15 protein-coding genes are annotated in these 25,186 nt (G+C 65.4%); 7 read left to right on the top strand and 8 right to left on the bottom strand.

The features are described from left to right. The first annotated feature begins 26 nt into the window (after positions 1–26). The 7 genes from AC1DYL_RS21690 to AC1DYL_RS21660 all read left to right on the top strand — a co-directional run bounded on the left by AC1DYL_RS21690 (position 27) and on the right by AC1DYL_RS21660 (position 7,770). On the top strand, positions 27–1,025 hold the full coding sequence (locus tag AC1DYL_RS21690; RefSeq protein WP_477174739.1) for an ABC transporter permease: 999 nt from the start codon (positions 27–29) through the stop codon (positions 1,023–1,025). An 11-nt stretch (positions 1,026–1,036) separates the two neighbouring features. Further along, positions 1,037–1,951, top strand: coding sequence for an ABC transporter permease (locus tag AC1DYL_RS21685; protein WP_477152083.1), 915 nt, complete (start codon positions 1,037–1,039; stop codon positions 1,949–1,951). A gap of 5 nt (positions 1,952–1,956) precedes the next feature. Then, on the top strand, positions 1,957–2,976 hold the full coding sequence (locus tag AC1DYL_RS21680) for an ABC transporter ATP-binding protein (RefSeq protein WP_477174738.1): 1,020 nt from the start codon (positions 1,957–1,959) through the stop codon (positions 2,974–2,976). Between the two features lie 3 nt (positions 2,977–2,979). Then, positions 2,980–3,825 (top strand): ABC transporter ATP-binding protein, encoded by an 846-nt coding sequence (locus AC1DYL_RS21675; RefSeq protein WP_477152081.1) that lies wholly within the window; start codon positions 2,980–2,982, stop codon positions 3,823–3,825. A gap of 157 nt (positions 3,826–3,982) precedes the next feature. After that, entirely contained in the window at positions 3,983–4,945 is a 963-nt protein-coding gene (locus tag AC1DYL_RS21670) for a mannonate dehydratase (protein ID WP_477174737.1), read from the top strand. Between the two features lie 12 nt (positions 4,946–4,957). Beyond that, entirely contained in the window at positions 4,958–5,794 is an 837-nt protein-coding gene (locus AC1DYL_RS21665) for an NAD-dependent epimerase/dehydratase family protein (protein ID WP_477157003.1), read from the top strand. A gap of 116 nt (positions 5,795–5,910) precedes the next feature. Next, on the top strand, positions 5,911–7,770 hold the full coding sequence (locus AC1DYL_RS21660; RefSeq protein WP_477174736.1) for a glucose/sorbosone family PQQ-dependent dehydrogenase: 1,860 nt from the start codon (positions 5,911–5,913) through the stop codon (positions 7,768–7,770). Positions 7,771–7,834: 64 nt separating this feature from the next. Here the strand turns inward: AC1DYL_RS21660 and AC1DYL_RS21655 are convergent, their stop codons facing one another. The 8 genes from AC1DYL_RS21655 to AC1DYL_RS21620 all read right to left on the bottom strand — a co-directional run bounded on the left by AC1DYL_RS21655 (position 7,835) and on the right by AC1DYL_RS21620 (position 25,080). Next, on the bottom strand, positions 7,835–8,581 hold the full coding sequence (locus tag AC1DYL_RS21655; RefSeq protein WP_477174747.1) for a Crp/Fnr family transcriptional regulator: 747 nt from the start codon (positions 8,579–8,581) through the stop codon (positions 7,835–7,837). A gap of 575 nt (positions 8,582–9,156) precedes the next feature. Next, entirely contained in the window at positions 9,157–9,333 is a 177-nt protein-coding gene (locus AC1DYL_RS21650) for a hypothetical protein (protein ID WP_477152077.1), read from the bottom strand. Between the two features lie 1,308 nt (positions 9,334–10,641). Beyond that, positions 10,642–12,768, bottom strand: coding sequence for a penicillin-binding protein 1C (pbpC, locus tag AC1DYL_RS21645; protein ID WP_477174735.1), 2,127 nt, complete (start codon positions 12,766–12,768; stop codon positions 10,642–10,644). Then, positions 12,765–18,248 (bottom strand): MG2 domain-containing protein, encoded by a 5,484-nt coding sequence (locus tag AC1DYL_RS21640; RefSeq protein WP_477174734.1) that lies wholly within the window; start codon positions 18,246–18,248, stop codon positions 12,765–12,767. The genes pbpC and AC1DYL_RS21640 overlap by 4 nt, the downstream gene beginning before the upstream one ends. A 111-nt stretch (positions 18,249–18,359) precedes the next feature. Continuing rightward, positions 18,360–20,999: a nitrate reductase gene (locus AC1DYL_RS21635; protein WP_477174733.1), complete on the bottom strand. Its 2,640-nt coding sequence runs from the start codon at positions 20,997–20,999 to the stop codon at positions 18,360–18,362. 12 nt (positions 21,000–21,011) lie between these two features. Further along, positions 21,012–21,344 (bottom strand): nitrite reductase small subunit NirD, encoded by a 333-nt coding sequence (gene nirD, locus AC1DYL_RS21630; protein ID WP_477152073.1) that lies wholly within the window; start codon positions 21,342–21,344, stop codon positions 21,012–21,014. Positions 21,345–21,349: 5 nt separating this feature from the next. Beyond that, the gene (gene nirB, locus AC1DYL_RS21625) at positions 21,350–23,800 is read right to left on the bottom strand and encodes a nitrite reductase large subunit NirB (protein WP_477174732.1); all 2,451 of its coding nucleotides are present in this window, start codon (positions 23,798–23,800) and stop codon (positions 21,350–21,352) included. Further along, positions 23,797–25,080: an MFS transporter gene (locus AC1DYL_RS21620; protein ID WP_477174731.1), complete on the bottom strand. Its 1,284-nt coding sequence runs from the start codon at positions 25,078–25,080 to the stop codon at positions 23,797–23,799. Before AC1DYL_RS21620 ends, nirB begins: the two co-directional genes overlap by 4 nt. Positions 25,081–25,186 lie beyond the last annotated feature (106 nt).

Genomic DNA, 25,186 nt, shown 5'->3' with positions numbered 1-25,186 from the left:
AATGTCACCGTGCCGGAGTTGACCGAGTGAACTTCAAGCTGATTGCCAAGCGCCTCTCCTTCCTGGTTCTGGTCATCTGGGCCGCATCCACGATCGTGTTCTTCATCCCTCGGCTCTCGCCGCGAAACGCCATCCGCGAACGGTTCGCCGAACTGGCGCGTTCCGGCGGTTTCTCGCCGGGCGATATCGAGAAGCTCATCGCCAACATGAACCAGCAGTTCGGCCTCGATAAGCCGCTGCTTGAGCAGTACTGGACCTACCTCGGCAACATCGTCCGGATGGATTTCGGCTACTCTCTGAACCGCTATCCCGCGACGGTCACCGACATCATCAGCCAGGCCCTGCCCTGGACCTTCGGCCTACTGCTGGTCACCACCATTCTCAGCTTCATTATCGGCAACCTCCTCGGCGCCATCTCGGCTTGGCCCAAGGCGCCCAACTGGCTGCGCTCGATCGCCACCCCGTTCGTGCTGCTCACTGGCGTGCCGCCGGTCATCATGGGCGTGTTGCTGCTGTTCTTCATCGGCTTCCGTCTGAAGCTCCTGCCGCTGGGCGGCGCCTATTCGATCGGCGTCGTGCCGAACTGGTCCTGGTCGTTCGCCTTCGACCTGCTCCAGCACCAGTTGCTACCCGGCCTCGCGCTTATCCTTGGCTCGGTCGGTGGCTGGGTGCTGTCGATGCGAGGCATGGGTGTAACGATCCAGGGCGAGGACTACGTCAACTTCGCCGAGCACAAAGGACTGACCGGCGGGCGCATCTTCCGCGACTACTATCTGCGCAACACCCTGCTGCCGCAGGTCACTGGCCTCGCACTGGCGCTCGGCACCGTCGTTACCTCGGCCATTGTCGTGGAAGGCATCTTCGGCCTGCCCGGCCTCGGCACAGTGCTGCAAAACGCGATCAAATCGAACGACTTCCCGACCATCTACGGGATCGTGCTGTTCATCACCATCGCCATCGCGGTGCTGATGGCAGTGCTCGAGTTCATCTATCCGCTGCTCGACCCGCGCGTGCGCAACCAGTAGGAACCGGAAAATTGACGACCGTTACCGCAACCTCACCGGCGACCGCAGAAACCTCGATGGAGCAGCCCAACGGGCTCACCCTGTTCCTGCGATACCTGCGCCGGAACAAGGGATTGGCCGTAGGCCTGCTCATCCTGCTCGGCCTGATCCTGTTCACCGTGATCGGCTTCATGGTGATCAACCCCAAGCACGCCTACCCGCTTTCAGTGGCGACCAAGAAGCCGCCGAGCTGGCAGTACCCGTTCGGCACTGACTTCTTCGGCCGTAACCTGTTCGCGGCAATGGTCGTCGGCATGTGGCAAACCGCCATCATCGGCGTGCTTGCCGGCGGGCTCGGCACCTTGATCGGCGTCGTCCTCGGTTTCACCTCGGCCTATTTCGGCGGCTGGATCGACTCCACCGTCCGTACTATCTGCCAGATCCTCACGCCGATCCCGGTGCTGCTGATCCAGGTGGTCGTGGCCGGTTCGCTCGACAAGCGCGACGTCACCATCATCACCATGGCGCTGATCGTCGTGATGCTCGCGTGGATGGGACCAACGCTGGTCATTCGAGCCCAGGTGCTGACCATGAAGGAGCGACAGTTCGTATCCGTCGCCAAGCTCTCTGGCGTCAGCGACGTCGGCATCATCTTCAAGGAAATCCTGCCCAACCTGTTGCCATTCATCGCCGCGGCCTTCGTCGGCCAGGTGTTTGCCGCCGTGTTCGCGTCGTTCTACCTCGCCGTGCTCGGCCTCGGCCCACTGCGCGAGCCGCTGCTCGGCAACATCATCTGGGCCGCCCAGCTGCAGGGCGCCTTCTTCAACGGCTGGTGGTGGTGGCCGATCGCCCCGTCGGTCGCGATGATCCTGATCCTTGGCTCGCTCGCCCTCATCAACATGGGCCTCGACGAACTGGCCAATCCGCGCGTGCGCAAGACGGAGTGATGACTATGAACCTTGCAACCACGGAAACTGTAGCGGGCCGCAGCGGCACGGCTACGGCGACCAGCCCGATCTTGCGCGTCGAAGACCTCGTCGTCACCTACTACACCGACCTCGGCCGGGCCCGCGCCCTCGACAATGTCAGCTTCACCCTCGAGGCTGGCACGAAGATGGGCATGGTCGGCGAGTCCGGCTCGGGCAAGTCGACGCTCGCCCTAGCCATGATGCGCATGATCAAGCCCCCCGGGCGGATCGAAGGCGGCCACGTCTGGGTGGGCGGCACGGACCTCCAGTCCCTCAACGATGAAGGCATGCGCAAAGCCCGCCTCTCGAAGATCGCCTACATCCCGCAGGGCGCCATGAACTCGCTCAATCCGGTCACACGGATCGGCGAGCAGATGGTGGACGCGATCAAGTCGCATTTGTCCGGTGAGAGCCGCCAGGCGATCAACGACCGCTGCGTCTGGGCGCTGAAATCGGTGGATCTCGATCCCGGCGTCTTCCACATGTACGCCCACGAACTGTCGGGCGGCATGAAGCAGCGCGTCTGCATCGCCATCGGCATCCTGCTGCGCCCAGAAGTGATCATTGCCGACGAGCCGACCAGCGCGCTCGACGTGGTCACCCAGCGCCAGGTGATGGAAACCATCGACAAGGTGCAGGACGAGATCGGCGCCGCCGTCATCCTGATCGGTCACGACATGGGCCTTATGGCCCAGACCATGGACCGGGTCGCGGTGATGTATGCCGGCCGGCTTGTCGAGGTGGCGACGGTGCGCGAGATGTTCACCGACCCCAAGCACCCCTACTCGCAGGCGCTGATTTCCAGCCTGCCCACGCTCGACAACCGCGGCAAGTTCCAGGGCATTCCGGGACTTGCGCCGTCACTGCACCGGCTGCCCAGCGGCTGCGCCTTCCACCCGCGCTGCCCCTATGCATCCGATCGCTCCCGCAAGGAGAAACCCAAGATAAACGTGCTTCCGGGAGGACGTCTCGTCGCCTGCAATCTGTATGACGAGGAGACCTGATCCGTGGCCAACCTTCTGGAAATCCGCAACGTCACCAAGGTCTACCAGCGCGGCCTGCTGAGCTCGCACGCCAAAGTCGCGTTGAAGGAGTTCTCGCTGACGCTGAAGGAAGATGAGCCGACCATCCTGACGGTCGCCGGCGAGTCGGGCAGCGGTAAGACGACCCTCGCTATGCTGCTGCTGGGTTTCATCACCCCAACAACCGGCGAAATCCTCTATCGCGGCAAGAACATCACCACGCTGCGCGGCAAGGAACGCCTGGCATACCGGCGCGAAGTGCAGGCAGTGTTCCAGGACCCGTTCGCGGTGTTCAACCCGTTCTACACCGTCGATCACCTGCTGACCGTGCCGATCAGGCAGTTCAAGCTGGCCAAGTCCGGCCGCGATGCGCGAGCCAAGATGGACGAGGCGCTCAACACCGTGGGCCTTCGACCCGAGGACGTGCTCGGCCGCTTCCCGCACCAGCTCTCAGGCGGCCAGCGCCAACGGATCAACGTTGCGCGCGCCCTGCTGCTGAAGCCCCGGCTGCTGATTGCCGACGAGCCGGTGTCGATGGTAGACGCTTCGCTGCGCGCCAACATCCTCGAGTCGCTGAGAAACCTGCACCGCGACCATGGTGTGACGATCATCTACATCACGCACGACCTGACGACGGCCTATCACGTCGCCAACTCGATCACCGTGCTGTATCGCGGCGATGTGGTGGAGAAGGGTGACGTCGAGAGCGTGATCCGCAATCCGCAGCATGCCTATACGCAGTTGCTGGTCGACTCGATCCCTTGGCCCAACCTTGACCAGAAATGGGGTCAGCGCCGCGACTTGACCCCCGAAAAGGTACTGGGCAGCTAAGCCGGAACAGCGAGGCTCCCGGCCTGATCGGAGACCATCCAAAAGCCCAAGCGACAGGCCCCGCGGGGCCGTGTTCACTCTGTCCGCCGCCTGCATTGTTTTAGCCCTATTGCCGGCCGTTATTACCCTCGCCTCGCCTTCAAGGACCTTCTGCGCCATGCTCGAGATTGCCGAATTCATTAATCCCACGCCCTCGCCGCTCTGGAAGCTGGCCAAGCAAGCCGGTGTGGACCTGGCGGTCGCCGGTCTGCCGTTCGATACTCTGCAGGCAGGCGAACGCGTCTCGAGCCTATCGGCGCTACAGCGCATGAAGGACGTCTACACCGAGGGTGGCTTCGACATCCGCGTCATCGAGTCCCGCCCCCCGCTGAACCTGGCCAAGCGCGGGCTCGAAGGCCGCGACGCCGAAATCGACGTGGTCTGCGAGCTGCTCGCCAACATGGGCAAGCTCGGCATCCCGGTGTGGTGCTACGAGTGGATGACCGACTTCAACTGGGTCCGCACCAACATGGCGACCCCCTCGCGCGGCGGATCGGTGGTCACCAGCTTCAACGTCGACGACGTGCCGGACAACCTCACCTCCAATCCGCCGATCAGCGAGGAAAAGCTCTGGGAGACCCTCGAGTACTTCCTGCGCCGCGTGCTGCCGGTGGCCGAGAAGGCCGGCGTGAAGCTCTCGATGCACCCGGATGATCCGCCGATCACCCCGATCAAGGGCGTGAGCCGCATCATGCGCACGATCCCGAACTACCAGCGGCTCATCGACATGCTGCCGTCGGACTGCAACACCATCACCATGTGCCAGGGCAACTTTACCCTGATGACCGACGATCTGCCGCGCGAGATCAGGAAGTTCGGCAAGAAGATCAGCTTCGTGCACTTCCGCGACGTAAAGGGCATCCCGACCAGGTTCGAGGAAACCTGGCACGACGCCGGCAAGACCGACATGCTGGCCACCATGCGCGCCTACAAGGACATCGGCTTCAGCGGCGTGCTACGCCCCGATCACGTGCCGACCGTCGAAGGCGACAGCAACGAACACGCCGGCTATTCGTCGTTTGGCCGCCTCTACGCCATTGGCTACATCCGCGGCCTGCATCAGGCCGTCTACGCCAGCTAAGGAATTCCGATTATGAAGATCGCACTCACCGGGTCGTCCGGCGGCATCGGCCGCGCCATCATCGTCGAAGCCGCCAAGCAGGGCCACACCCTCGTCTGCATCGACCGTGTCGCCGCGCCCGAAACCGAGGAAGCCAGCAAGCTGCACTTCATCCAGGCCGACATGAGCGAATATGACAAGCTCGTCGAAGCCTTCGCCGGCTGCGATGCGGTCATCCACATGGCAGCCATCCCCTCGCCCGGCCGTCATCCTGACCACATCGTCCACAACAATAACGTCGTGGGCAGCTACAACGTGCTGCGCGCCGCGGCCGAGCACAGCATCAAACGCGTCTGCCAGGCCTCCAGCGTCAACGCGATCGGCCACTCCTACAGCCGCAACCCGCGCTACGACTATCTGCCACTCGACGAAGAGCACCCGAACTACACCGAGGACCCGTATAGCCTCTCCAAGTGGATCTGCGAGCAGCAGGCCGATACCTTCGTGCGCCGCTACGAGGACATGCGCATCGCCAGCATGCGCTTTCACTGGGTGGTGCCGGAGCGCGAGCTCGCGGCCCGTAGCTTCACTGCCAACAGCACTCCTGTCGACGCCGCCAAGCACCTGTTCGCCTACACCCGCTTCGACGCCGCGGCGCGCGCCTGCCTCCTCAGCCTCACCGCCGATTTCCACGGCCACGAGGTGTTCTACATCGTCGGCCCCGACACCACAGTTGACGTGCCGAGCCTCGAACTGGCCGCCAAGCACTTCCCGAACATCCCCATCAAGGGCGACCTCAGCGGCTTCCGCAGCTTCTTCAACTCGACCAAGGCCGAGCGGCTGCTCGGCTGGAAGCACGACTTGTCATAACTCCGTGTCTGGCGATTAACGCTCGCTAGACGCTGTCCTCGATACTGCTTGATGAAACCCGGAACCAACCCGCCCGCCGCGGGTTGGACCGTCGGTCCACCCCCTGGAGGAACGCCATGAGACTCTCTGCAACGTTCGCCCTGGCCACCGTACTTTTGGGCACGGCCGTCCCGGTCTTCGCGCAAGATGCGCCGGACTCTGCGGTGGTGGGCACCAAGCAGTTCGAAATGAAGGAACTCACCAACGGGCTCGAGGGTCCGTGGGAAATCACCTGGGGACCGGACAACTGGCTGTGGGTGACCGAACGCACTGGTGGCAAGATCACGCGCGTCAATCCGGCTGACGGCACCAAGCAGGTCGCGATCGATATCGAGGAAGTCTCGGCTCCCGGTGGACAGGACGGTCTGCTCGGCTTGGCGCTCGATCCGGGCCTGCTGAAGGATACCGGCAACGACTACGTCTACACCGCCTATAGCTACGTCGATAAGTCGCTCGGCGGCATCCCCTGGGTAACGGACCAGTTCAGCCCGTATCACGACCTCTGGGTCAAGATCGTTCGTCTGAGCTACGACAAGGCGACCGGCAAGCTGTCCGACCCCGTGGACCTCATCACGGGCATGCCCGGCAAGAACGACCACAATTCCGGGCGCTTGAAGTTCGGCCCCGATAGCAAGCTCTACTACACCATCGGCGATGGCGGTAAGAACCAGCTCGGCAACTGGTGCATTCCCATCGAGGCGCAGCGGCTGCCCACCGCAGACGAAGTGGGCGGCAAGAACTGGATCGCCTACCAGGGCAAATCGTTGCGCCTCAACCTCGATGGTTCGATCCCCGACGACAATCCGGAGCTCGATGGTGTGAAGAGCCACGTCCTCACCTACGGCCATCGCAACATGCAAGGCATCGACTTCGGCCCCGACGGCACGCTCTATGCGTCGGAGCAAGGTCCCAAGACCGACGATGAGGTGAATATCCTCGTCGCCGGCGGCAATTATGGCTGGCCGCATGTCGCCGGCTTCAAGGACGACAAGGCCTATCAGTACGCCCGCTGGGCCGATGCAACGACGCCCTGCGCGCAGTTGACGTTCAGCGACATCACCATCGACCCGTCGGTGCCGGTCGAGGACGAAACCAGCTGGACCGGCGAACAGCACGATCCTGTCGCGACCCTGTTCACCGTTCCCAGCGACTGGGACTTCACTGATCCCGCCTGCGGCGGCATCGACTTCATCTGCTGGCCGACCGTCGCCGCCTCCAGCATGCAGGCCTACTTCCCAGCTGCAGGCGAAGGCATCCCCGGCTGGGAGAACTCGCTGTTGGTCACCACGCTGAAGCGCGGCTCGATCTATCGGATCCCGCTCGCCGCGGACGGCAAGACGGCCGCCGGCCCCATCGAGCGCTACTTCCAATCAGAGAACCGCCTGCGTGACATGGCGCTCAGCCCCGACATGAAGACCTTGTACGTCGCGACCGACGTCAGCGGCCTCGTCGGCACCATGGACGGCGGCGCCGGAACCACGTTGCAGAACCCCGGCGCCATCCTCGTCTACACCTACACTGGCGAAGGCGATGGCACGGCCGCGACTACCACGAGTAAGGGGGCCCCGGCGGCAGGCGCGGCGGCCGCAACGCCCGCATCCGGCAACCCGGTGACTTTCACCACCGAACAGGCCGCACGCGGCAAGACTGCCTACGACGCCAACTGCGTTTCGTGCCATGGCCCGGATCTGGTGAGCGCCAACTACGGACCGCCTCTTGCCGGCGAGTATTTCGCGGGCAAGTGGATCGGCCAGACCGCCGCCGCGCTCTACACCCATACGCACGATCGCATGCCGCCCTCGCGCGCCGGCCAGCTGGGCGACCAGACCTACGCCGATCTCGTCGCCTACATCCTAAAGGTCAACGGCCTAACCGCTGGCGACACCGAACTGCCCCCGGATGTGGCCAAGCTTGAGACCATGGTCATCGCCAAGTAGCAGGCGTCTGATCCGAAAACGAAAAGGGGCCCGACGGGCCCCTTCATTTGGCCTTGCTTCTGGCTCAGAAGCCGACCTTGCGGTGCTCCCGTGGCTCGTCGCCATCGAGATCCGACCCGAATTGGCCGAGCAGCGCCTGGTATTCCTTCTCCGCCAGGCCATAGGCGCCGTTGGTGAACTGCGCCAGGCCCGCCCGATCGACGATGGCCACAACGCCGCGCATGGTACGGATGAGGCCCCGCGCCTCGAGATCCTGCAATGCCCGGGTCACGCCGGCCCGGCGTACCGCCAGCATGACGGCGAGAAACTCGTGGGTGATCTGAAACGACTCGCCAAGCCGGTCGCCGACCATCAGCAGCCAGCGAGCCACCCGCTGCTCCAGCAGCAGCCGGCCATTGGCCGATGCCGTCGAGGCGACCTGGACGGAGAACGCCTGGGCGTAGCGCATGAACAGCTGGTGCAGCGACGGGCTATCGGCAAGTGCCGCGCGCAGGTTCTCCGGCTCGACCCGCACCGCAGTGCCACCGCCCTGGACGAACGTGCTGAACGGCGTCGTCTCGACCCCATGCACCACCGACAGTCCGGTCATACCCTCAGGGCCGATGAGCCCGACTTCGATGATTCCGCCATCGGCATCGTCGGCGACGACCGAGGCGAAGCCGCGCTCTATGAAGTAGATCGAGTCGACGCTGCGGTTAGCTACCTCAAGGGCGTTGTGCGGCGCCAGTTCGATGCGCTTCATCGGCCCCAGCAACTCCAGGTCATGCTCGGACAGCCGCGACAGCAGGCCATTCTCGAATTGCGGGGACATGAAAGACAAGCGTCACGCTCCTGCTGGAGCGGCGCGCCCGGTAACTGTTGTTTCCCTATTCAGGGCCGGCGTAAACGCGCCGCAACTGCCATGGGCTACCGCTCATGCCAAATATCAATGTCCAAGTGAAGCTGCGCCCCCCGCAGATTCCCTTGCGCTATAAGACGCGCCCCTCGGGGCCGCTGATCAAGCGCGGGCGGCATTCTGCCACCGTCTACCGCCACCGACGATATGCCTGAAAGCTAACAGGTTTTCCCTGCAATACGATCAGCACACAATCATATACTTCACCAAACGGTACCAAACCGTACAATGCACCGTCGATATTGTGGCAACGACTAAAGCTACATCACGTGACGGGGTTGATCAAGGCGACATTCAGGTCGCTCGGCCGTTGAAGCGCCACTCGATAGGTCAAAGCGAGGCTGCCGGCTAGATTGTGACAGAAGTACGAGTAGCTGCGACACATCGATTCGAGCCGTCGAAATAACGGTGAAAATCCCGCTTTCGTAGGCATGTCAGTAACGGCACGACGTTGCAGTCAGTTTCTTGCGAAGCTGCCGCTTAACCATTCGCTAACGCTGCGCTGTTTCTGCCACCAAACTGACCGGGCGCTGGAGCAACGTGGTTGTGGGTGTCTGGCCCGTCACCTCGTGCAGGTGCAGGCAGAGCTGCTGCTGTGCCATCACCGGTGCCACCATGGCCCCGACCGCGAGTAGCGCGATCACACCGAGTGCCACCATCATCAGCATTGAGGGCATTCCAAGGTCCTTTCATCACTCACAAACGTCGGCCTGTGACAGACCCGCCTCGAATTGCCGATAGCTCAGCGGCCTCCAACGAGATCGCAGAACTGGCCGGTGAACCTGGCACACAAGAACATATCCGCTGCTCGGCGTTGCCGCCTGCCGCGAAAACCTGCGAGGGGCTGAGGAGACGACCATCCGGACGGCAGGGCCTCCGCCCGGATGGTCCGTCGACCGCTTGCTGCTTCCAACCGAGGGCTGCGTCGGTCTGTGGTGGCCTTGGGGGCTCGCGAGTCAGCGATGGGGAGCCACCTGGGAGCATCATGCCGTTGGTCGAACCGGACGAAGCCAAGGCCTCACATCTCGACGTCATCCGACCTGATCGACACTAGGCTCAAGTACTAATGAAACTCAGAATGGACGATAGTTATTTAGAGCCGTTGTTCAATCAATTTTAATGGCCGTCGGTACGATAACGAACTGCAACTTTTCTAAGCAACAAGTCCCAGTCGAGCGAACTAAGCTTGAGAGTTCTGTTTGCAGCCAAACTGACGCGCAACTAAAGCGAACGCCGCGAAGCTACAGCGAATGGAGAGGGAGGAGGGAGCTCCACTCGTCAGCAGCCTCGCAGCGCTCCACCAATGCCCGGCGATCACCCGGACTTGGGATACCGCGACTTGCCGCTTCTGCGGCCATAGCGGGGATCGGGGTTCAACAGCGCCGGAGCAATGGCCTCGGCACGGATCGAACCTTCGATCCGCGAGACGCCGGTCCTGTTGGACGTCCGAATAGTGTATGTCGCCGGCGGGCTCTCGGCCCTGTCGTCCGCCTATGCGCGGTGAAGCCGGCAGTGAGACACGGTATCTATCGGTCAAATACTGTACTAAGTTGCTTCGCAAGACGTCAACGATTCCCGCAAGCTTTGTTGGCACCGAACATTACCTGTACGCTGGAGCACTTAATGGTTGCTGCAGCATGAACCGGCCTAAGTTCCGCATATTGCGAAATGACTTTGGACGAGTCCCTTGGGCAGCGCCCTTCTGCGGACATCAACGCCGGTGACCGGCGGATATCGCATTTCGACGCTCAGCGGTGTATCAGGGAAATGGCGCCGCCCGGCAGGTGGTCCACCGAGCGGCGAAGTGAGGCGAACATACTATCGCGGTTCCGCCGTTCCGTTTTGATGAAGCCGGTAAGGCGTAGTCGCATCTAATTGCTGCGGTTTCTGCCATGACCCGGGCGCTCCCCAACGAGACTGGACGCCAGAACTTGCCGAAAGCTCTCGCGCCCGGCGGGCATTCGAATTGATTTGGCTCAGTCGAGAAACACCTTCACCGAGTCCGACCGTCCCTCGGCGTCCACCACCGAGAGCGTCACGAACCCCGGCCCATCCGGCCGCCAACTGTTCTGCCTGGCAAAGGCCGAGCGGCCGAACGGCGCGCCGTTGGCGAAGAAGGTGAAGGGCGGCACGCCATTGCGCACCTTGACGATCAGCGGCGCCTCGTTGCCCGAGGCGAGCCCCAGGTCAACGTCGACGCCATCGGTCGGATAGGCGATCTGCGGCGCCGCATCGCGCTTCACCTTCTGCTCGTCCGGATGGCGGAAGCGGCGCAGCGGCAATGGCAGCTCCGAGTTGGAGGCAAAGATCGTCCCCGGCGGCGCATCGCGCAGCGGCACGGTCTTCTCGGCCAGCCGGTCGAAACTCTCGAACAGGATCGGCGCCGCCGCCCGGATCCCGGTGATCCCCGGGATCTGCGAGTTGTCGGGCCGGCCGACCCACACCCCGATCACCGTCTTGCCATCGAAGCCGATGGCCCACGCGTCGCGATAGCCGTAGGACGTGCCGGTCTTGTAGGCGATGCGCCCGGCCGAGCCGTTGAGCGGCGGCGGCACGTCGGCGAGGATGTTGGCGACATACCACGCCGCGGTCGGATCGAGCACCGGCGCCGGCGTCTCAGCCTCGTCCGGCACCGCCGTCACCCCGTCGCGCAGCACCACAGGCGTACCGCCCCGGCCGATCGCCGCATAGATCGAGACGAGATCGCGCAGTGTCAGACCGACGCCGCCGAGACCCACCGCCAGGCTCGGCGCCGTATCCGCCGGCAGCCGCGCCGCCGCGTGCGCCCGCTTGATCCGCGACACCAGCCGCGCCGGTCCGACCGCGTCGAGCACCACCACCGCCGGAATGTTCAGCGACTCCGTCAGCGCCTGCCGGATGCTGACCGTGCCGCGACTGAAGCCGTCGAAATTGACCGGCACATAACCGTTGAACGCCGTCGGCCGGTCCTCGATCAGGCTCTCGGGATGCGCGAGCCCCAGCTCGAACGCCAGCCCGTAGATCAGCGGCTTCAGCGTCGAGCCGGGCGAGCGCACCGCCTCGGTCATGTCGACATAGCCGTCGCTCTCGGCATTGAAGAGCCCGGCCGAACCGACCGAGGCGAGGATGTTGCCGGTCTGCTGATCGGCGACGACGATCGCCACCGACAGCTTCGAGCCGAGTTGTGCCGCGCGATCCGCGCCCAGCCGCTCGAGCTTCGCCTGCAGCTGCCGGTCGATGGTGAGTTCGATCTTCCGTGCATTCGGCCGCGCCTTCACCGCCGCCTCGGCAAGGTGCGCCGCATACATCGGGAACTCGCGCCGCGCCTTGGGCATCGGCTCGAGCTTTGCCGCCTCGGCCTCCTCCGCGCTGATCACCTTCGCACCGACCATGCGGTCGAGCACCAGGTTGCGCGCTGCCCGCGCCACTTCGACATCGCGATCCGGCCGCCTCGCCTCGGGCGATTGCGGCAGCGCCACCAGCAGCGCGCACTCCGCCGTGGTGAGCCGGCCCGGCTCCTTGCCGAAATAGGCGAGGCTCGCCGCGCGGATCCCTTCGATATTGCCGCCATAGGGCGCCAGCGTCAGGTAGAGCGTCAGGATCTCGTCCTTGCTCAGCGTCCGTTCCAGCGCGTCGGCATGCACCATCTGGCGCAGCTTGCCGGCGATGTTGCGCGTCGGCTCGCCGCCGATCAGCCGCGCCACCTGCATGGTGAGGGTCGAGCCGCCCGAGACGATCCGCCCTGCCCCGGCATATTGCACCGCGGCGCGCAGCATCGACGGCCAGTCGATGCCGTGGTGCTCGGCAAAGTGCTGGTCCTCATAGGCCAGCAGCATCGTGATGAACCGCCGGTCGACCTCTTCGATCGTCACCGGCAACCGCCAGCGCCCATTGGCCGTGGTGAACGGCCGGAGCAGCAGCCCGGCGTTGTCGACCACCGCGGTCGAAACCGGCACGGCCGACACCACCGGTGTGGGCGGCAGCGTGGCGCGGATATCGCGCAGCACGGCGAGCCCGTACTGGCTGCCGACCAACGCCACGCCGGCGAGGACGATAAGCGTGGCAGTAAAGAGCCCCGGCGCTCGGAAGCGCCGGGGCTGCTGTTTGGGTACGGCGGTGCTCATGGCCCGGTCGCGCTGACCTCGATCGAACCCGCGTCGGTATTGGCGAGGAGTTCCGGCCGGTACATGTCCTCGACCGTGGCGCCCGGCATAACGAACGTCCCCGGCGAGACGGCACGCACCATGTAGGCGGTGGTGACGCTGCTGGCCGCCGAGGTGAACCTGAATGCGGCAACGAACTGGTCGGTCCGCGATTCAACATGCGCCGGCGTATCGACGGTGAGCCAGCTGAGGTCGGCAACGCCCGAGCCCTGCAGCAGGTCGGGGTTCTCGATCTCAAACCCGGCCGGCAGCGGATCGGCCACCACATACTGGCCCGAACCGAGCTGGGTCGGCCGCGTCGTCAGCACCACCACGAACCGGTCGTTCTGGTGGATATTGCTGAGGTCGGCCGGCTCGCCGTTCGGCAGGTAGTAGTCGCGCTGGATAGTGAAGCCGTTCGAGCTCGCCGCCGGCGGGGTCGCCGGGATTGCGGTGACGGTCACCTTCATCTCGGTCGGCCGGTTGCCGTTGTTGACGATCTCCACCGGTGCGCTGTCGAACGCCTCCTGCTCGTAGCGGCGGTAGACGGTGCCTGTCAGCGGCTCACCATCGATCGTCACCGAACCATCGCCGGCCTCACGTGCCAGCGCCGAAGCGGCAACCAGCGTCCACGCATCCTCCTGGGTGGAGGTCCAGCGTTCCTGGTCACGGAGCGTCGCGAGCTTGGTCGTCAGCTCGCCGATATCGACACCCGACGGCGAGAACTCGGCGGCGAGTGCGAGCACTCCGGCCGTATCACGCAGCTGGCTGCCGTAGTCGTTGCGGTACTTCGCCCGGTCCTCGCGGGCCTTGAGGTCCTCGACAGCCGCCTGGAAGGCAGTCGCCGCACGGGTCCGGTCGCCATAAAGGGCGAGCGCGGCACCGAGCTGGGCCTTGGCGAGCGGCGATCCGAAGGCGCTGAGGCGCGCCTCGAGGTAGTAACGCAGGTCGCCGATGGCAGCCCGGCCGGCGCGCGCCAGATCATAGAGCGCGAAGGCCACGTCCTCTCCGCCGACGGTGAAGTCGGTGGCGTAGGACACCTGGTTGCCGAGGTTGTCGAGCGCCCGGGTCATCGCCAGCTCCGGCACGTCGTACCCTTCCGCCTTGGCGCGGAGCAGGAACTCGGTGACGTAGGAGTCGAGCCACAGGTCGGTGCCATCGTACGGTCCCCAGAGGCCGAAACCGCCGCTGGAGGTCTGCTTGGCGAGCAGGTTCTTGATCGCGTCCTTGACCCGCTGGGTGATCGCTTCGTCATCGCCCAGGCCAATCATCGAGGCGACTTCGTTGAGATAGAGCAGCGGCAGGGCACGGCTCGAGGTCTGCTCGGCGCAGCCGTACGGGTAGCGGTCGAGCTGCATCAGCAGACCCGGCACATCGAGGCGGGCAATCGGACCCACCGCGAGCGTCAGTTCCCCTGTGTGCGGCACGGCGTCGGCGAAGAAACTGGCGTCGAGCGTCGTCGTGGCGCCGACCTCCAGCGGGATCAGCTGGCTGGTGGTCACCGGTGCGCTGGCGGCGCGGACCCCGAGCGTCAGCTCCTTGGTCTGCGTTGTCCCATCCGGCGCGGTGACGACGACCTTGAGCGTCTGGTCGCCAATCGCTGTGCCAGTTAGGCTGAGGTTGAGCGCGGTGCGCTCGCCCGTCGGCAGGTCGATCCTCGTCTCGGCCGCGTCGGTCGAGAGCCCCTCACCGGTTTCCAGCGCCACCTTGTAGGTGCCCGGCTGGCCGGCGACGTTGTTGACCTCAACCAAGAGCCGCGACGTGTCGTCGAGGCGCAGGAACCGCGGCGGGCTCAGGTTCACCACCACCGGATCGCGCACGATCACGTCGGCGGAGCCGTGGCCCACGGCGCCGGCGCTCCACGCCATCGCCATCAGCCGCACCGTGCCGTTGAAGTCCGGCATGTCAAAGCTGATCGTCGCAGTGCCGTCGGCACCCACTTCGACGATGCCCGAGTGCAGTGCCACGAGAACCGTGGTCGCCGGCGGCGTGCCGAAGCGCGAGGCGCCCTCGTCACCACCGGTGCGGAACGCGCCCGGAGTACCCTGCATCGGATCGATCAGCTGGCCATAGAGGTCGCGCACCTCGACGCCGAGCTGGCGCTGGCCGAAGAACCAGCCATCCGGATCCGGCACCTGGAACTTTGTGAGGTTGAGGATGCCCAGGTCCACCGCCGCAACCGCGACGTAAGCCTTGTCACCCGGCTGCACATTGGCGAGCTTCACCGTGGTGGTGAACGGCTGCCGCGGCAGTGCGTCCTTGGGTGCGTCGAGCGTCATGTCGAGCTTCAGGTCGCCCGGCTCGACATCGGCGAAAGCGAGGCCGAGCGCACGCGCCGGCATCCGCTTTGCTTCCGCGCTGGCCGGACGATAGAGCATCGCCGTCACATAAGCGCCAGGGCCCCAGTCATCGGTGACTTCCAGCGGCACGGTGGTGCCGCCTTCCGGCACGTCGACCGCCTTCATGGCGATGATCCGGTCGTCGACCACCATCACCAACGCCGTGCCTGCGAACTGCGGATCGAGCTTCAGGTTGGCCGTCTCGCCCTTGCGATAAGCCGGCTTGTCGAGCGCTACGGAGAGGGTGTCCGGCGTGTCCGAGCCCGCTTCCGGATAGTAGTAGCCGGCATAGAACTCGTAGCTGGACGAGGTCGCGCCTTCACCGGTGCTCGACACTTCGAGCCGGTACTGGCCCCAGCTGACGGCTGCCCCGATAGCGACCGGGCCGGAGGCGAGCGCGTCGACGGTGCCGTTGGCAACTTCGCGCGTCGTGGTGACGGCTTCCCACTTCCAGGTGCCGCTGTTGCGGTACCACTGGTAGGTGGTCTCGACCCGCGACAGGCTCCAATCGAGGCCCGCCTGGTCGACGGTCGCGCCATCGGGCGCCACCGCGATCACGTCGAAGGTAGCGTTGCTGCCCTCGGCCAGTCCGCTGGCATCGGCAAACTGCGGCTTCAGCCCAATGCGATTGCCATCGGCCAGCACCGGACGGGTGAGGCTGCGCTCGATGGCGCGGCCATTGCTGTCGACGAGGCGCATGATCAGTTGTGCCTCGAGCGGCCGCGTCGTCGACTGCGGCGCACTGACCGTCACCTCGGCGGTGACATTGCCGGATTCGTCGGTGGTGCCGACGACGCCGAGCGGTTCGCGCGAGGTCTCGAACGTGTCGTCGAGACGGCCGAACGTGTAGCCCGGGTAAGCCGGCAGCGAGGTCACCGGACGCAGCACCGCATCGGCCTCGACCGCGAGGTCGGGCGCCGTGGCGCCGTAGAGATACTTCGCCGTCACCTCGACCGGGGTCACTTCGCCGGTCTTGATCGGCTCATCCGCCGCGCTGATCTCGAACGCCAGCCGTTCCGGCTCGAAATCCTCGACGAGGAAGCCGACATTGGTCAGTGCATCGGCCTTGGGGTCGGCATAGAGCCGCATCGTCCACGAGCCGCGCATGGCTTCGGGATCGAGCGTCACGGCGCTGAAATAGCCGCCGGCGCCTGCGTCGTTGAGCAGTTCAGTGGTCGAGATCACCCCGTCCGGACGCTGCACCTCCAGTGTCAGCGGCAGGTCGGTCACCGCCTTGGCGTGCACATCACGCAGGATCGCGGTGAGGAACACCGTCTCGCCCGGGCGATACACGCCGCGCTCGGTGGTCGCGAACAGGTCGAGCGGACCCGGCGACGGCCGGCCCTCGACACCACGATCGGTGAGATCGAACGCCGCCTTCGACACGTCGAGGAACGCATAGTCCCCGCCATCGGTCTCGGTGGTGATCAGCTGCGGCGCCCGGCCGCCTTCGCCGCGCGACAGGCCCGGCGCGAAATCGGCCCGGCCATCGGCATCGGTCACCGCTTCGCCGAGGATCTCGTTATTGACGGCGACGAGCCGCACCTTGGCATTGGCCACCGGCTGCGCGCTGGTCAGCGAGCGCACGAACGCGTGCACGCCGTCATCGCCCGTCACCGTGGTCAGGCCCAGGTCGGTGACGATGAACCACTGCGTCGCGACTTCTTTCCAGTATTCCTGCTGCACGCCGTTGACCTTGGCGGTCACCACATAGGCGCCCGGCTGCAGCTCCTTGACGATCTCCGCGACCGGGATCGCCGTCACCGTCATGGCGTTCGGCGCGCCCTGCGCCAGGTCCACCTGGCCTTCCCAGGTCTTCTCGCCGGTCGAATTGGCGACGTCCTCGGCCGAGTAGCCGTCGAGCGTGCGCTGGAAGATGCCCTGGCGCACCGCGGTCGCGATCGAGCGGTCGCCGATCCGGTAGATCACCACGTCGGCGGTCTTGGCGTTCACCGAGGTGATCGGCAGGCCGCCGCCGAGCCCGGCGGGCATCACGTAGGCACTGTTGGCAAAGCCGACGAACGGCGCACGATCGGGCACGTAGAGGTCGAGCTCGACATCGGCGCGCAGTTGCTCGCCATTGGCCGACGGCAGGCCCGAGCGCAGCTTGATGTGGTAGCGCCGGCCATGCTCGACGCCGGTGATGCAGATCTGGCTCTGGTCGCTTTCAACCGCCACAGTCGGCGCATTGTCGACCACCACGTAGCTCGAAAGGTCGGTGCCGCCAGCAGGCAGCGAGTCCGAGAACACCGCGCAGATGCGCGGGTTGGCCGCTTCGGCATCCACCTGGTTCGAGGTGACGCGGAAGCCGTGCTCGGCGACCGCCTTCTCCAGCGCCGCTTCCAGCGTGGCATTGTCGACCAGCGCAAGGCTGGCGCGATAAAGCGCAATGGACTCGCGCCACATCTCACGACGCGACAACGCCACGGCCAGCGCACCCAGCGCATCGGCGCGCTCGGCAACGGTCTCGGACAGCACGAAGGCGTTCATCGCAGCATAGGACGAGTTGACCGCGAGGTCGTAGACACCGTTGCCGGCCGCTGCTTCTATCACGGCACGGGCCTCGCCCTGCGCCGCGAGCTTCAGCCATACGGACGGGTCGTTCTTGTTGATCGCCAGCGCCTGCCGGTACGACACCATCGCCGCCGAGGGGTTCGACTGGGCGGATGCCTCGTCACCCGCGGCAACGAGGTCGGCATAGGTCACATCCGGCGGCGGCGGATCGGTCTGTGGTAGGCTGGTCGCCATGTAGCGGGCGGAATCGACCAGGTCCTGCGCCGGGAACGGCAGTTCGCTCAGCCGCGCTTCGACGTTCTCGGCCAACGGCGGGGTAAAGTCGACGCGGCCGGACGTGGCGCCCTTGAACGCCGTCTCGGGGCCGACATCGCCCTTAAGGAAGCACCACTTGGCCTTTTCGTTGAAGGTGAAGGCGCGGCAGATCTTGTCATCGGTACAGGCGGCCGAGCAGGCGTCGATATCGACGTCCTTGATCACCGAATAGTCGAAACCGGGAAGATCTGTGCCCGGCAACAGCGTGATGTTGCGGTCCGCCGCTTGGGCAGGTCCTAGGAGGAGGGCTCCGGCCACAACAAGCCACCAGATCGACCGAAAAAGCCGCTGCATTCCCTCACCCCTGTGATCTCTTATAGTTGCGCTACCCTATGATGACGGGGGCTGAACGACAAATGAATGAAGGCGCGCAAAGTCGACGAAACCCGGTTGCGGGGCGCGGTGCTACTCCGCCGCTTCGAGTCGGTTGAGTTCGATCAGCCCGCGGATTTCCGCGCGGCACGAGCCGCAATTGGTCCCCGCCTTCAGCGCCGCGCCGATCGCGTCGACGGTGTGGCAGCCGCCGCGTGCCGCCTCGGCGATCTGGTTGGCGCCAACCGAGAAGCAGGCGCAGACGATCGGGCCGGGGTCCGGACGATCGGCTCCAGGACGGCCGACCAGGATGTCGGCCCGCCGCGCCGGCTTGATGTTTTCGGTCAGCAGCGACACCGCCCACTGTCGCGATACGAGCACCGGATCGGGCGATAGGAACAGCGCGAACACCAGTTGGTTGCCGTCGAACAGCGCGAGGCTCTGACGTCCGGTTGCCTTGTCGGTGATGGTCAGCGGCGCCGTCTCGGGCGCCAGCTGGAAGGCCCCGCGCGCCCATTCGAGCGGGTCGGCGAGGTCATCGAGAAACGCCAGCTCGGCGCGCCAGCCGCCGGTCGTCTCGGCGATCGCCCAGTAGTCCGCGCCGGCCAGCTCCGGCCGCTTCCGGCTCACCGCGAAGCCGTAGCGCCGCGCCAGGGCCGGCCCTACGCTTACCGTCGCCATCTTCAACGCCGGCTGTCCTGATTGCGGGTCGGTCTGCCCGGTGACCAGCGCATCGACGCGGCCGGCGGCGGAGAACTGCCCGGTCCAGTGCATCGGCACGAACACTGAGCCCTTCTGCTGGCGGTCCGTCACAAGCGCCCGCACCAGCGCCGAACCATGCCGGTTCTCGAGCCGCACCAGGCTCGCATGCCGGATGCTCTTTTCGAACGCATCGTCCGGATGCAATTCGGCGAACGGCTCCGCCATATGCGCCGACAGTCGAGGCGTCTTCCCCGTCCGCGTCATGGTGTGCCAGTGGTCGCGTACCCGCCCGGTGTTCAGCACCAGCATTCCCGGTGGCGGCACGATCGGCGGCGGCGGTGCCACCGCCACGAAGCGTGCCCGATTATCGGGGGTGAAGAACCGTCCATCCGTGAACATCCGCGCCGTGCTGCGCACCGAGCGCACCGGCCACTGCACCGGCTGCAGCCCGTCATACTCGGCGTGCATCAGCCCCGACAGGTCGAAGTCGCGGTTGCCGTTGTTCTCGAACGCCGAGAGCGCCGCGTGCTCGGCGAATATCTCGCCCGGCCGCTCGTACGCGAAGGCCTCGGCATGCCCCATCCGCCGCGCCACCTGGGTGACGATCCACCAGTCCGGCTTTGCCTCCCCCGGCGCCGCGAGGAAAGGCCGCTGCCGCGAGATCCGGCGCTCGGAATTGGTCACCGTGCCGTTCTTTTCACCCCAGCCCGCCGCCGGCAGCCGCACATGGGCTTCGACCGCCGTATCGGTCGCCGCGTTCATGTCCGACACCACGACGAACGGGCAGGCGCGGATCGCCGCCCGCACCTTGTCGGCCTCGGGCATCGAGTCCACCGGGTTGGTCGCCATGATCCACAGCGCCTTCACCTTGCCCGCACCGATCGCCTCGAACAGGTCGACCGCCTTCAGCCCGGGCTTGGTCGCCACCCGCTCCGAGCGCCAAAACCGCTGCAGCCGGTCGACATTGATGGCGTCGAAATCCATGTGCGCGGCCAGCATGTTGGCGAGCCCACCGACCTCGCGGCCGCCCATCGCATTAGGCTGCCCGGTCACCGAGAACGGGCCCATCCCCGGCATGCCGATGCGACCGGTGGCGAGGTGCGCGTTGACGATGGCGTTGACCTTGTCAGTCCCCGTCGCCGACTGGTTCACGCCCTGCGAGTAGACGGTCACCGTCCGCGTCGTCTCGGCGAACCAGTCGTAGAACACCGCGATATTGCGCACGCTGAGCCCGGTGGCCTCGGCCACCCGCTCGAGGCTCCAACTCCGCGCCACGTCCAGCGCCGCGCCAAACCCATTGGTGCTCTCGGCGATGAACTCGGCATCGACCGCGTTCCGCTCCGCCAGCGACTTCAGCAGCCCGACGAACAGCGCCGTGTCACCATCCGGCTTGATCGCGAGATGCAGGTCCGCCTGGTCCGCCGTGGTGGTCCGCCGCGGATCGATCAAGACGATCCGCATCCCCGGCCGCTCGGCCTTCGCCTTGATGATCCGCTGGTACAGCACCGGGTGGCACCAGCTGAGGTTGGAGCCGACGAGGATCATCAGGTCTGCGAGTTCAAGGTCCTCGTAGTTCCCCGGCACCGTGTCCGAGCCGAAGGCCCGCTTGTGCCCGGCCACCGACGAGGCCATGCAGAGCCGCGAGTTGGTGTCGATGTTGCCCGAGCCGATGAACCCCTTCATCAGCTTGTTGGCGACGTAATAGTCCTCGGTCAGCAGCTGCCCCGAACCATAGATGGCGACGGAGTCAGGCCCATGCTCGGCAATGGTCTCGGCGAAGGTATTCGCCACGAGGTCCAGCGCCTGGTCCCAGCTGGCCCGCTCGCCGCCGATCTCCGGGTGGAGCAGCCGCCCCTCCAGCGACAGCGTCTCGCCCAGCGCCGAGCCCTTCGAGCAGAGCCGCCCGAAATTGGCCGGATGCTCCGGATCACCGGCAATCGTCACCGAGCCATCCGACTGCGGCGTCGCGAGCACGCCGCACCCTACCCCGCAATAGGGGCAGGTGGTGCGGACCGTCTTGGGGTCGGCCATGGTTGCTCCGCCCTACTCCGCCGCCATAAGCATGACCTCGGCCGCCATGAAGATGCGCCCTTCGACCACGTTCACCGCGAAGGTCCGTACCTGTCCCTCGTCCGCGCCCTGCGCCTCGCCAGTCGCGAGATCGAACACCCAGTTGTGCAGCGGACAGGTCACCGACCCGCCATGCACGATACCTTCGCTGAGCGGGCCGCCCTTGTGCGGGCAGCGGTTCTCGATGGCATAGACGTGGTTCTCCGCCGTGCGGAACACCGCGATTTTCCCAGCCGGGGTGGTAACGCAGCGCGCACCCCGCAACGGGATCTGCTCGATGCGACCGATTTCGACCCAGTCTTCCATCAAGCTCACTCCGCTGCCTGCGGCACGCCGAATTCTGCCAGAGCGGCGAATTCGTGTGCGTCCTTGCCATTGACCCGCTCTTCCCACGGGTCGACCTGGGCGAATTTCTGCGAGAACACGAACCGGTCGTAGTAGAAGCGGCGCTTCTCCAGATCACGGACGATCGAAGCCTGGATCGACTCCATCCCCACCCGCTTCAGCCACTTGTACATGCGCTCGAGATAGCGCCCCTGCTCACGATAGAGCTGGGTCAACGCCGCGATGATCTCGATCGCCTCGTCCTCGCTGTCGGCATGGCAGAGCGCCTCGGTGCCCTTGATGTCGAGCCCCGCTGCACCGGCGAAGACGATGTCGTAGCCGGAGTCTACGCAGATCACGCCGACGTCCTTGCAGGTCGCCTCGGCGCAATTCCGCGGACAGCCGGAGACCGCCATCTTCACCTTGGCAGGGGTCCAGCTGCCCCACATGAACTTCTCGAGCTTGATGCCGAGCCCGGTCGAATCCTGTGTGCCGAACCGGCACCAGTCCGACCCCACGCAGGTCTTCACCGTGCGCAGGCCCTTGGCATAGGCGGCGCCCGAAACCATGCCGGCGGCGTTGAGATCGGCCCACACGCCCGGCAGGTCTTCCTTCTTCACCCCGAGCAGGTCGATGCGCTGCCCGCCTGTCACCTTCACCGCCGGTATCTTGAACTTGTCGGCGACGTCAGCGATGGCGCGCAGCTCGTTCGGGCTGGTCATGCCGCCCCACATGCGCGGCACCACCGAATAGGTGCCGTCCTTCTGGATGTTGGCGTGCACGCGCTCGTTGATGAAACGCGACTGCCCGTCATCCTCGTACTCACCCGGCCAGGTGGCGATCATGTAATAGTTGAGCGCCGGCCGGCACTTGGCGCAGCCGCACGAGGTCTTCCACTCGAGCTCCTGCATCAGTTGTGGGATCGTCTTCAGATCCTTGGCGATGATCAGCCGGCGCACATCGTCGTGGCCGAGATCGGTGCATTTGCACATCGGCTGCACCGCCGACGGGTTGTAGCTGTCGCCCAGCGTCAGCAGCAGGAGCTTTTCGACTAGGCCCGTGCACGAGCCGCAGCTCGCCGAAGCCTTGGTGTGAGCACGAACGTCGTCGAGCGACGTCAGGCCCTTTGCCGTGATGGCGCCGGTGATCTTCGATTTACAAATGCCGTTACAACCACAGATCTCTGCCTCATCCGGCAAGGCTGCAACGGCCGCCGTAGGGTCCAGCGGGGCACCACCCTGATAGTTCTGGCCGAAGATCAGCGTGTCGCGCATTTCGCGCGTGTCCACGTTGCGCTTCAGCATGTCGTAGAACCACGGTCCGTCCCCGGTGTCGCCGTAGAGCACCGTGCCGATGATCTTGTCGTCGCGCAGGATCAGCCGCTTGTAGACGCCGGCCGTGGCGTCGCGCAGCACGATCTCCTCGCGATCCTCACCCTCGGCGAAGTCACCCGCCGAATAGAGGCTGATGCCGGTCACCTTGAGCCGGGTCGCCGTGGCAACCGGGACGAACGTCGCCTTCTCGTCGCCGCAGAGCTGGGCGGCAAGCACATTGGCCATGTCGTAGAGCGGCGCCACGAGGCCGAAGGTGGCCCCGTTCACCTCGACGCACTCGCCGAGCGCGTAGATCGAAGGGTCGGAGGTGCGCATCTGCGCGTCGACCACGATACCGCGGTTGACCGCCAGCTCCGCCGCCTTGCCGAGCGCGGCGTTCGGCCGGATGCCGACCGCCATCACCACCAGGTCCGCCGGCAGGATAGTGCCGTCGGCCAGTTCGACGCCGGTGACGCGCTTGTCGCCGAGGATCTGCTTGGTATTGGCCGCGGTCAGGACTTTGACCCCGCGGGCCTTCATCGACTCGCCGAGCAGGTAGCCCGCCGCCGGATCGAGCTGCCGCTCCATCAGCGTCGGCATCACGTGCACCACGGTGACGTCCATGCCCTGCTCGTTGAGTCCAGCCGCCGCTTCGAGCCCGAGCAGGCCGCCGCCGATGACCACCGCCCTGCCCCGCGCTTTCGCCGCCATCATCATGATGTTGACGTCGTCGAGGTCGCGATAAGTGACGACGCCGGCGAGGTTGACCCCCGGCACCGGGATGATGAACGGCACCGAGCCCGTCGCGATCACCAGCTTGTCGTAGCTCTCGGTGATGCCATTGGCCGAGGTGACCGTCTTGTTCACCCGGTCGATCGTCTCGATCTTGCAGCCCTTGTAGAGAGTGATGCCGTGCTTGATGTACCAGGCGTCACCGTGGATCACGATGTCGTCGAAGCTCTTCTCGCCCGACAGCACCGGACTGAGCATGATGCGGTCGTAGTTGACTCGCGGCTCGGCGTTGAAGATCACCACGTCGTAGCGATCGGGGTCGGTCTCGAACAGCTTCTCCAGCGCCCGCCCGGGCGCCATGCCGTTGCCGACGATGACGAGTTTCTCTTTCACTGAACCGTCTCCAGTTGAAGGTGTGCGGCCGGCTGCACGCGGGTCATGCGGCGCACGGCGATGTGCATGAGCCCGAGCGACAGGACGACGAGGACGAACAGCGCCATGAAGCAGCTGCTCCACAGACCCGTCGCGTCATTGAGCCAGCCGAAGAGCAGCGGCAGGATGAAGCCACCGAGCCCGCCGATCATCCCGACGAGGCCGCCGACGGCCCCGACATTCTCGGGGTAGTAGGCCGGGATGTGCTTGTAGACCGCGGCCTTGCCAAGGCTCATAAAGAAGCCCAGCACGAACACCAGCCCGATGAAGGCCCAGGGGCTGATGGCGAAGGGAACGCTGAAGCTGCCGGCGATGCCGTGGATCGTCACGTCGCTCGGCGGCAGCGCCAGGATAAACGTCGCCACGGCCGAAACGCCGAAGGTCCAGTACATCACCGTCCGCGCCCCGACCTTGTCGGAGAGAGAGCCACCATAGGCACGGAACAGGCTGGCCGGGATCGAGTACGCGGCGGCGACCATGCCGGCAGTCTTGATGTCGAAGCCGTACACCCCGATGAGGTAGCGCGGCAGCCACAGGGTCAGCGCGACGAACGCGCCAAAGGCGAAGAAATAGTAGAGCCCGAAGCGCCAGACGCGGATGTCCTTGAGCGGCGCGAACTCGGCCGCGAGGCTGCGCTGCGGTGCGCCTTCCTTGCGGCGCTTCACCAGCACCGGATCGTCCTCAGTCGAGAACCAGAACACCACCGCCATGATTGCCAGCACCCCGGCCCAGGCGAGCGCCACGGCTTGCCAGCCGAACGCCACCATCACGAACGGCGCGATGAACTTCGTCACCGAGGCGCCGACGTTGCCCGCACCAAAAATCCCCAGCGCCGTGCCCTGCTGCTTCTGCGGATAGAACCGCGACACATAGGCGACGCCGACTGCGAACGATCCGCCCGCAAGACCCACGCCCAATGCCGCCACAAGGAACTGCTCGTAGGTTTGCGCGAACACCAGTAGCGACGTCGCCACTGCCGCGGCAAGCATCGTCACCGTGTAGACAGCCCGCCCGCCATACCGGTCGGTCCAGATGCCGAGCACGATCCGCACCAGCGAGCCGGTCAGCACCGGCGTGCCGATCAGCAGGCCGAACTGCGTTTCGGAGAGGCCGAGCTGATCCTTCAGCGCCACGCCGATAATCGAGAAGATGGTCCAGACGGCAAAGCACACCGTGAAGGCGACCGTCGACAAGGCCAGCGCTCGGTGCTGTGAACTGGTTTGAGCATCGGGACTGCTCATGAAACTTCTCTCCGCTGCTGAGAGCCAAAACAAAAAAGACTGCCTGGAGGCGCGACCCGACGGATCGGGACCGAGCATCTGTGGGCAGCCTTGCCTATTAGGGGAG

The sequence above is a fragment of the Devosia sp. P1_H9 genome, from assembly GCF_056405135.1.
Note: the sequence above shows the minus strand (reverse complement) of the source record. Positions and strands in the feature narration are given on the sequence as shown.

Coding starts and splice junctions, on each gene's coding strand:
- AC1DYL_RS21680 (WP_477174738.1), top strand. CDS start 1,957: ATGAACCTTGCAACCACGGAAACTGTAGCGGGCCGCAGCGGCACGGCT.
- AC1DYL_RS21670 (WP_477174737.1), top strand. CDS start 3,983: ATGCTCGAGATTGCCGAATTCATTAATCCCACGCCCTCGCCGCTCTGG.
- AC1DYL_RS21665 (WP_477157003.1), top strand. CDS start 4,958: ATGAAGATCGCACTCACCGGGTCGTCCGGCGGCATCGGCCGCGCCATC.
- AC1DYL_RS21660 (WP_477174736.1), top strand. CDS start 5,911: ATGAGACTCTCTGCAACGTTCGCCCTGGCCACCGTACTTTTGGGCACG.
- AC1DYL_RS21655 (WP_477174747.1), bottom strand. CDS start 8,581: ATGTCCCCGCAATTCGAGAATGGCCTGCTGTCGCGGCTGTCCGAGCAT.
- AC1DYL_RS21650 (WP_477152077.1), bottom strand. CDS start 9,333: ATGCTGATGATGGTGGCACTCGGTGTGATCGCGCTACTCGCGGTCGGG.
- pbpC (WP_477174735.1), bottom strand. CDS start 12,768: ATGAGCACCGCCGTACCCAAACAGCAGCCCCGGCGCTTCCGAGCGCCG.
- AC1DYL_RS21640 (WP_477174734.1), bottom strand. CDS start 18,248: ATGCAGCGGCTTTTTCGGTCGATCTGGTGGCTTGTTGTGGCCGGAGCC.
- AC1DYL_RS21635 (WP_477174733.1), bottom strand. CDS start 20,999: ATGGCCGACCCCAAGACGGTCCGCACCACCTGCCCCTATTGCGGGGTA.
- nirD (WP_477152073.1), bottom strand. CDS start 21,344: ATGGAAGACTGGGTCGAAATCGGTCGCATCGAGCAGATCCCGTTGCGG.
- AC1DYL_RS21620 (WP_477174731.1), bottom strand. CDS start 25,080: ATGAGCAGTCCCGATGCTCAAACCAGTTCACAGCACCGAGCGCTGGCC.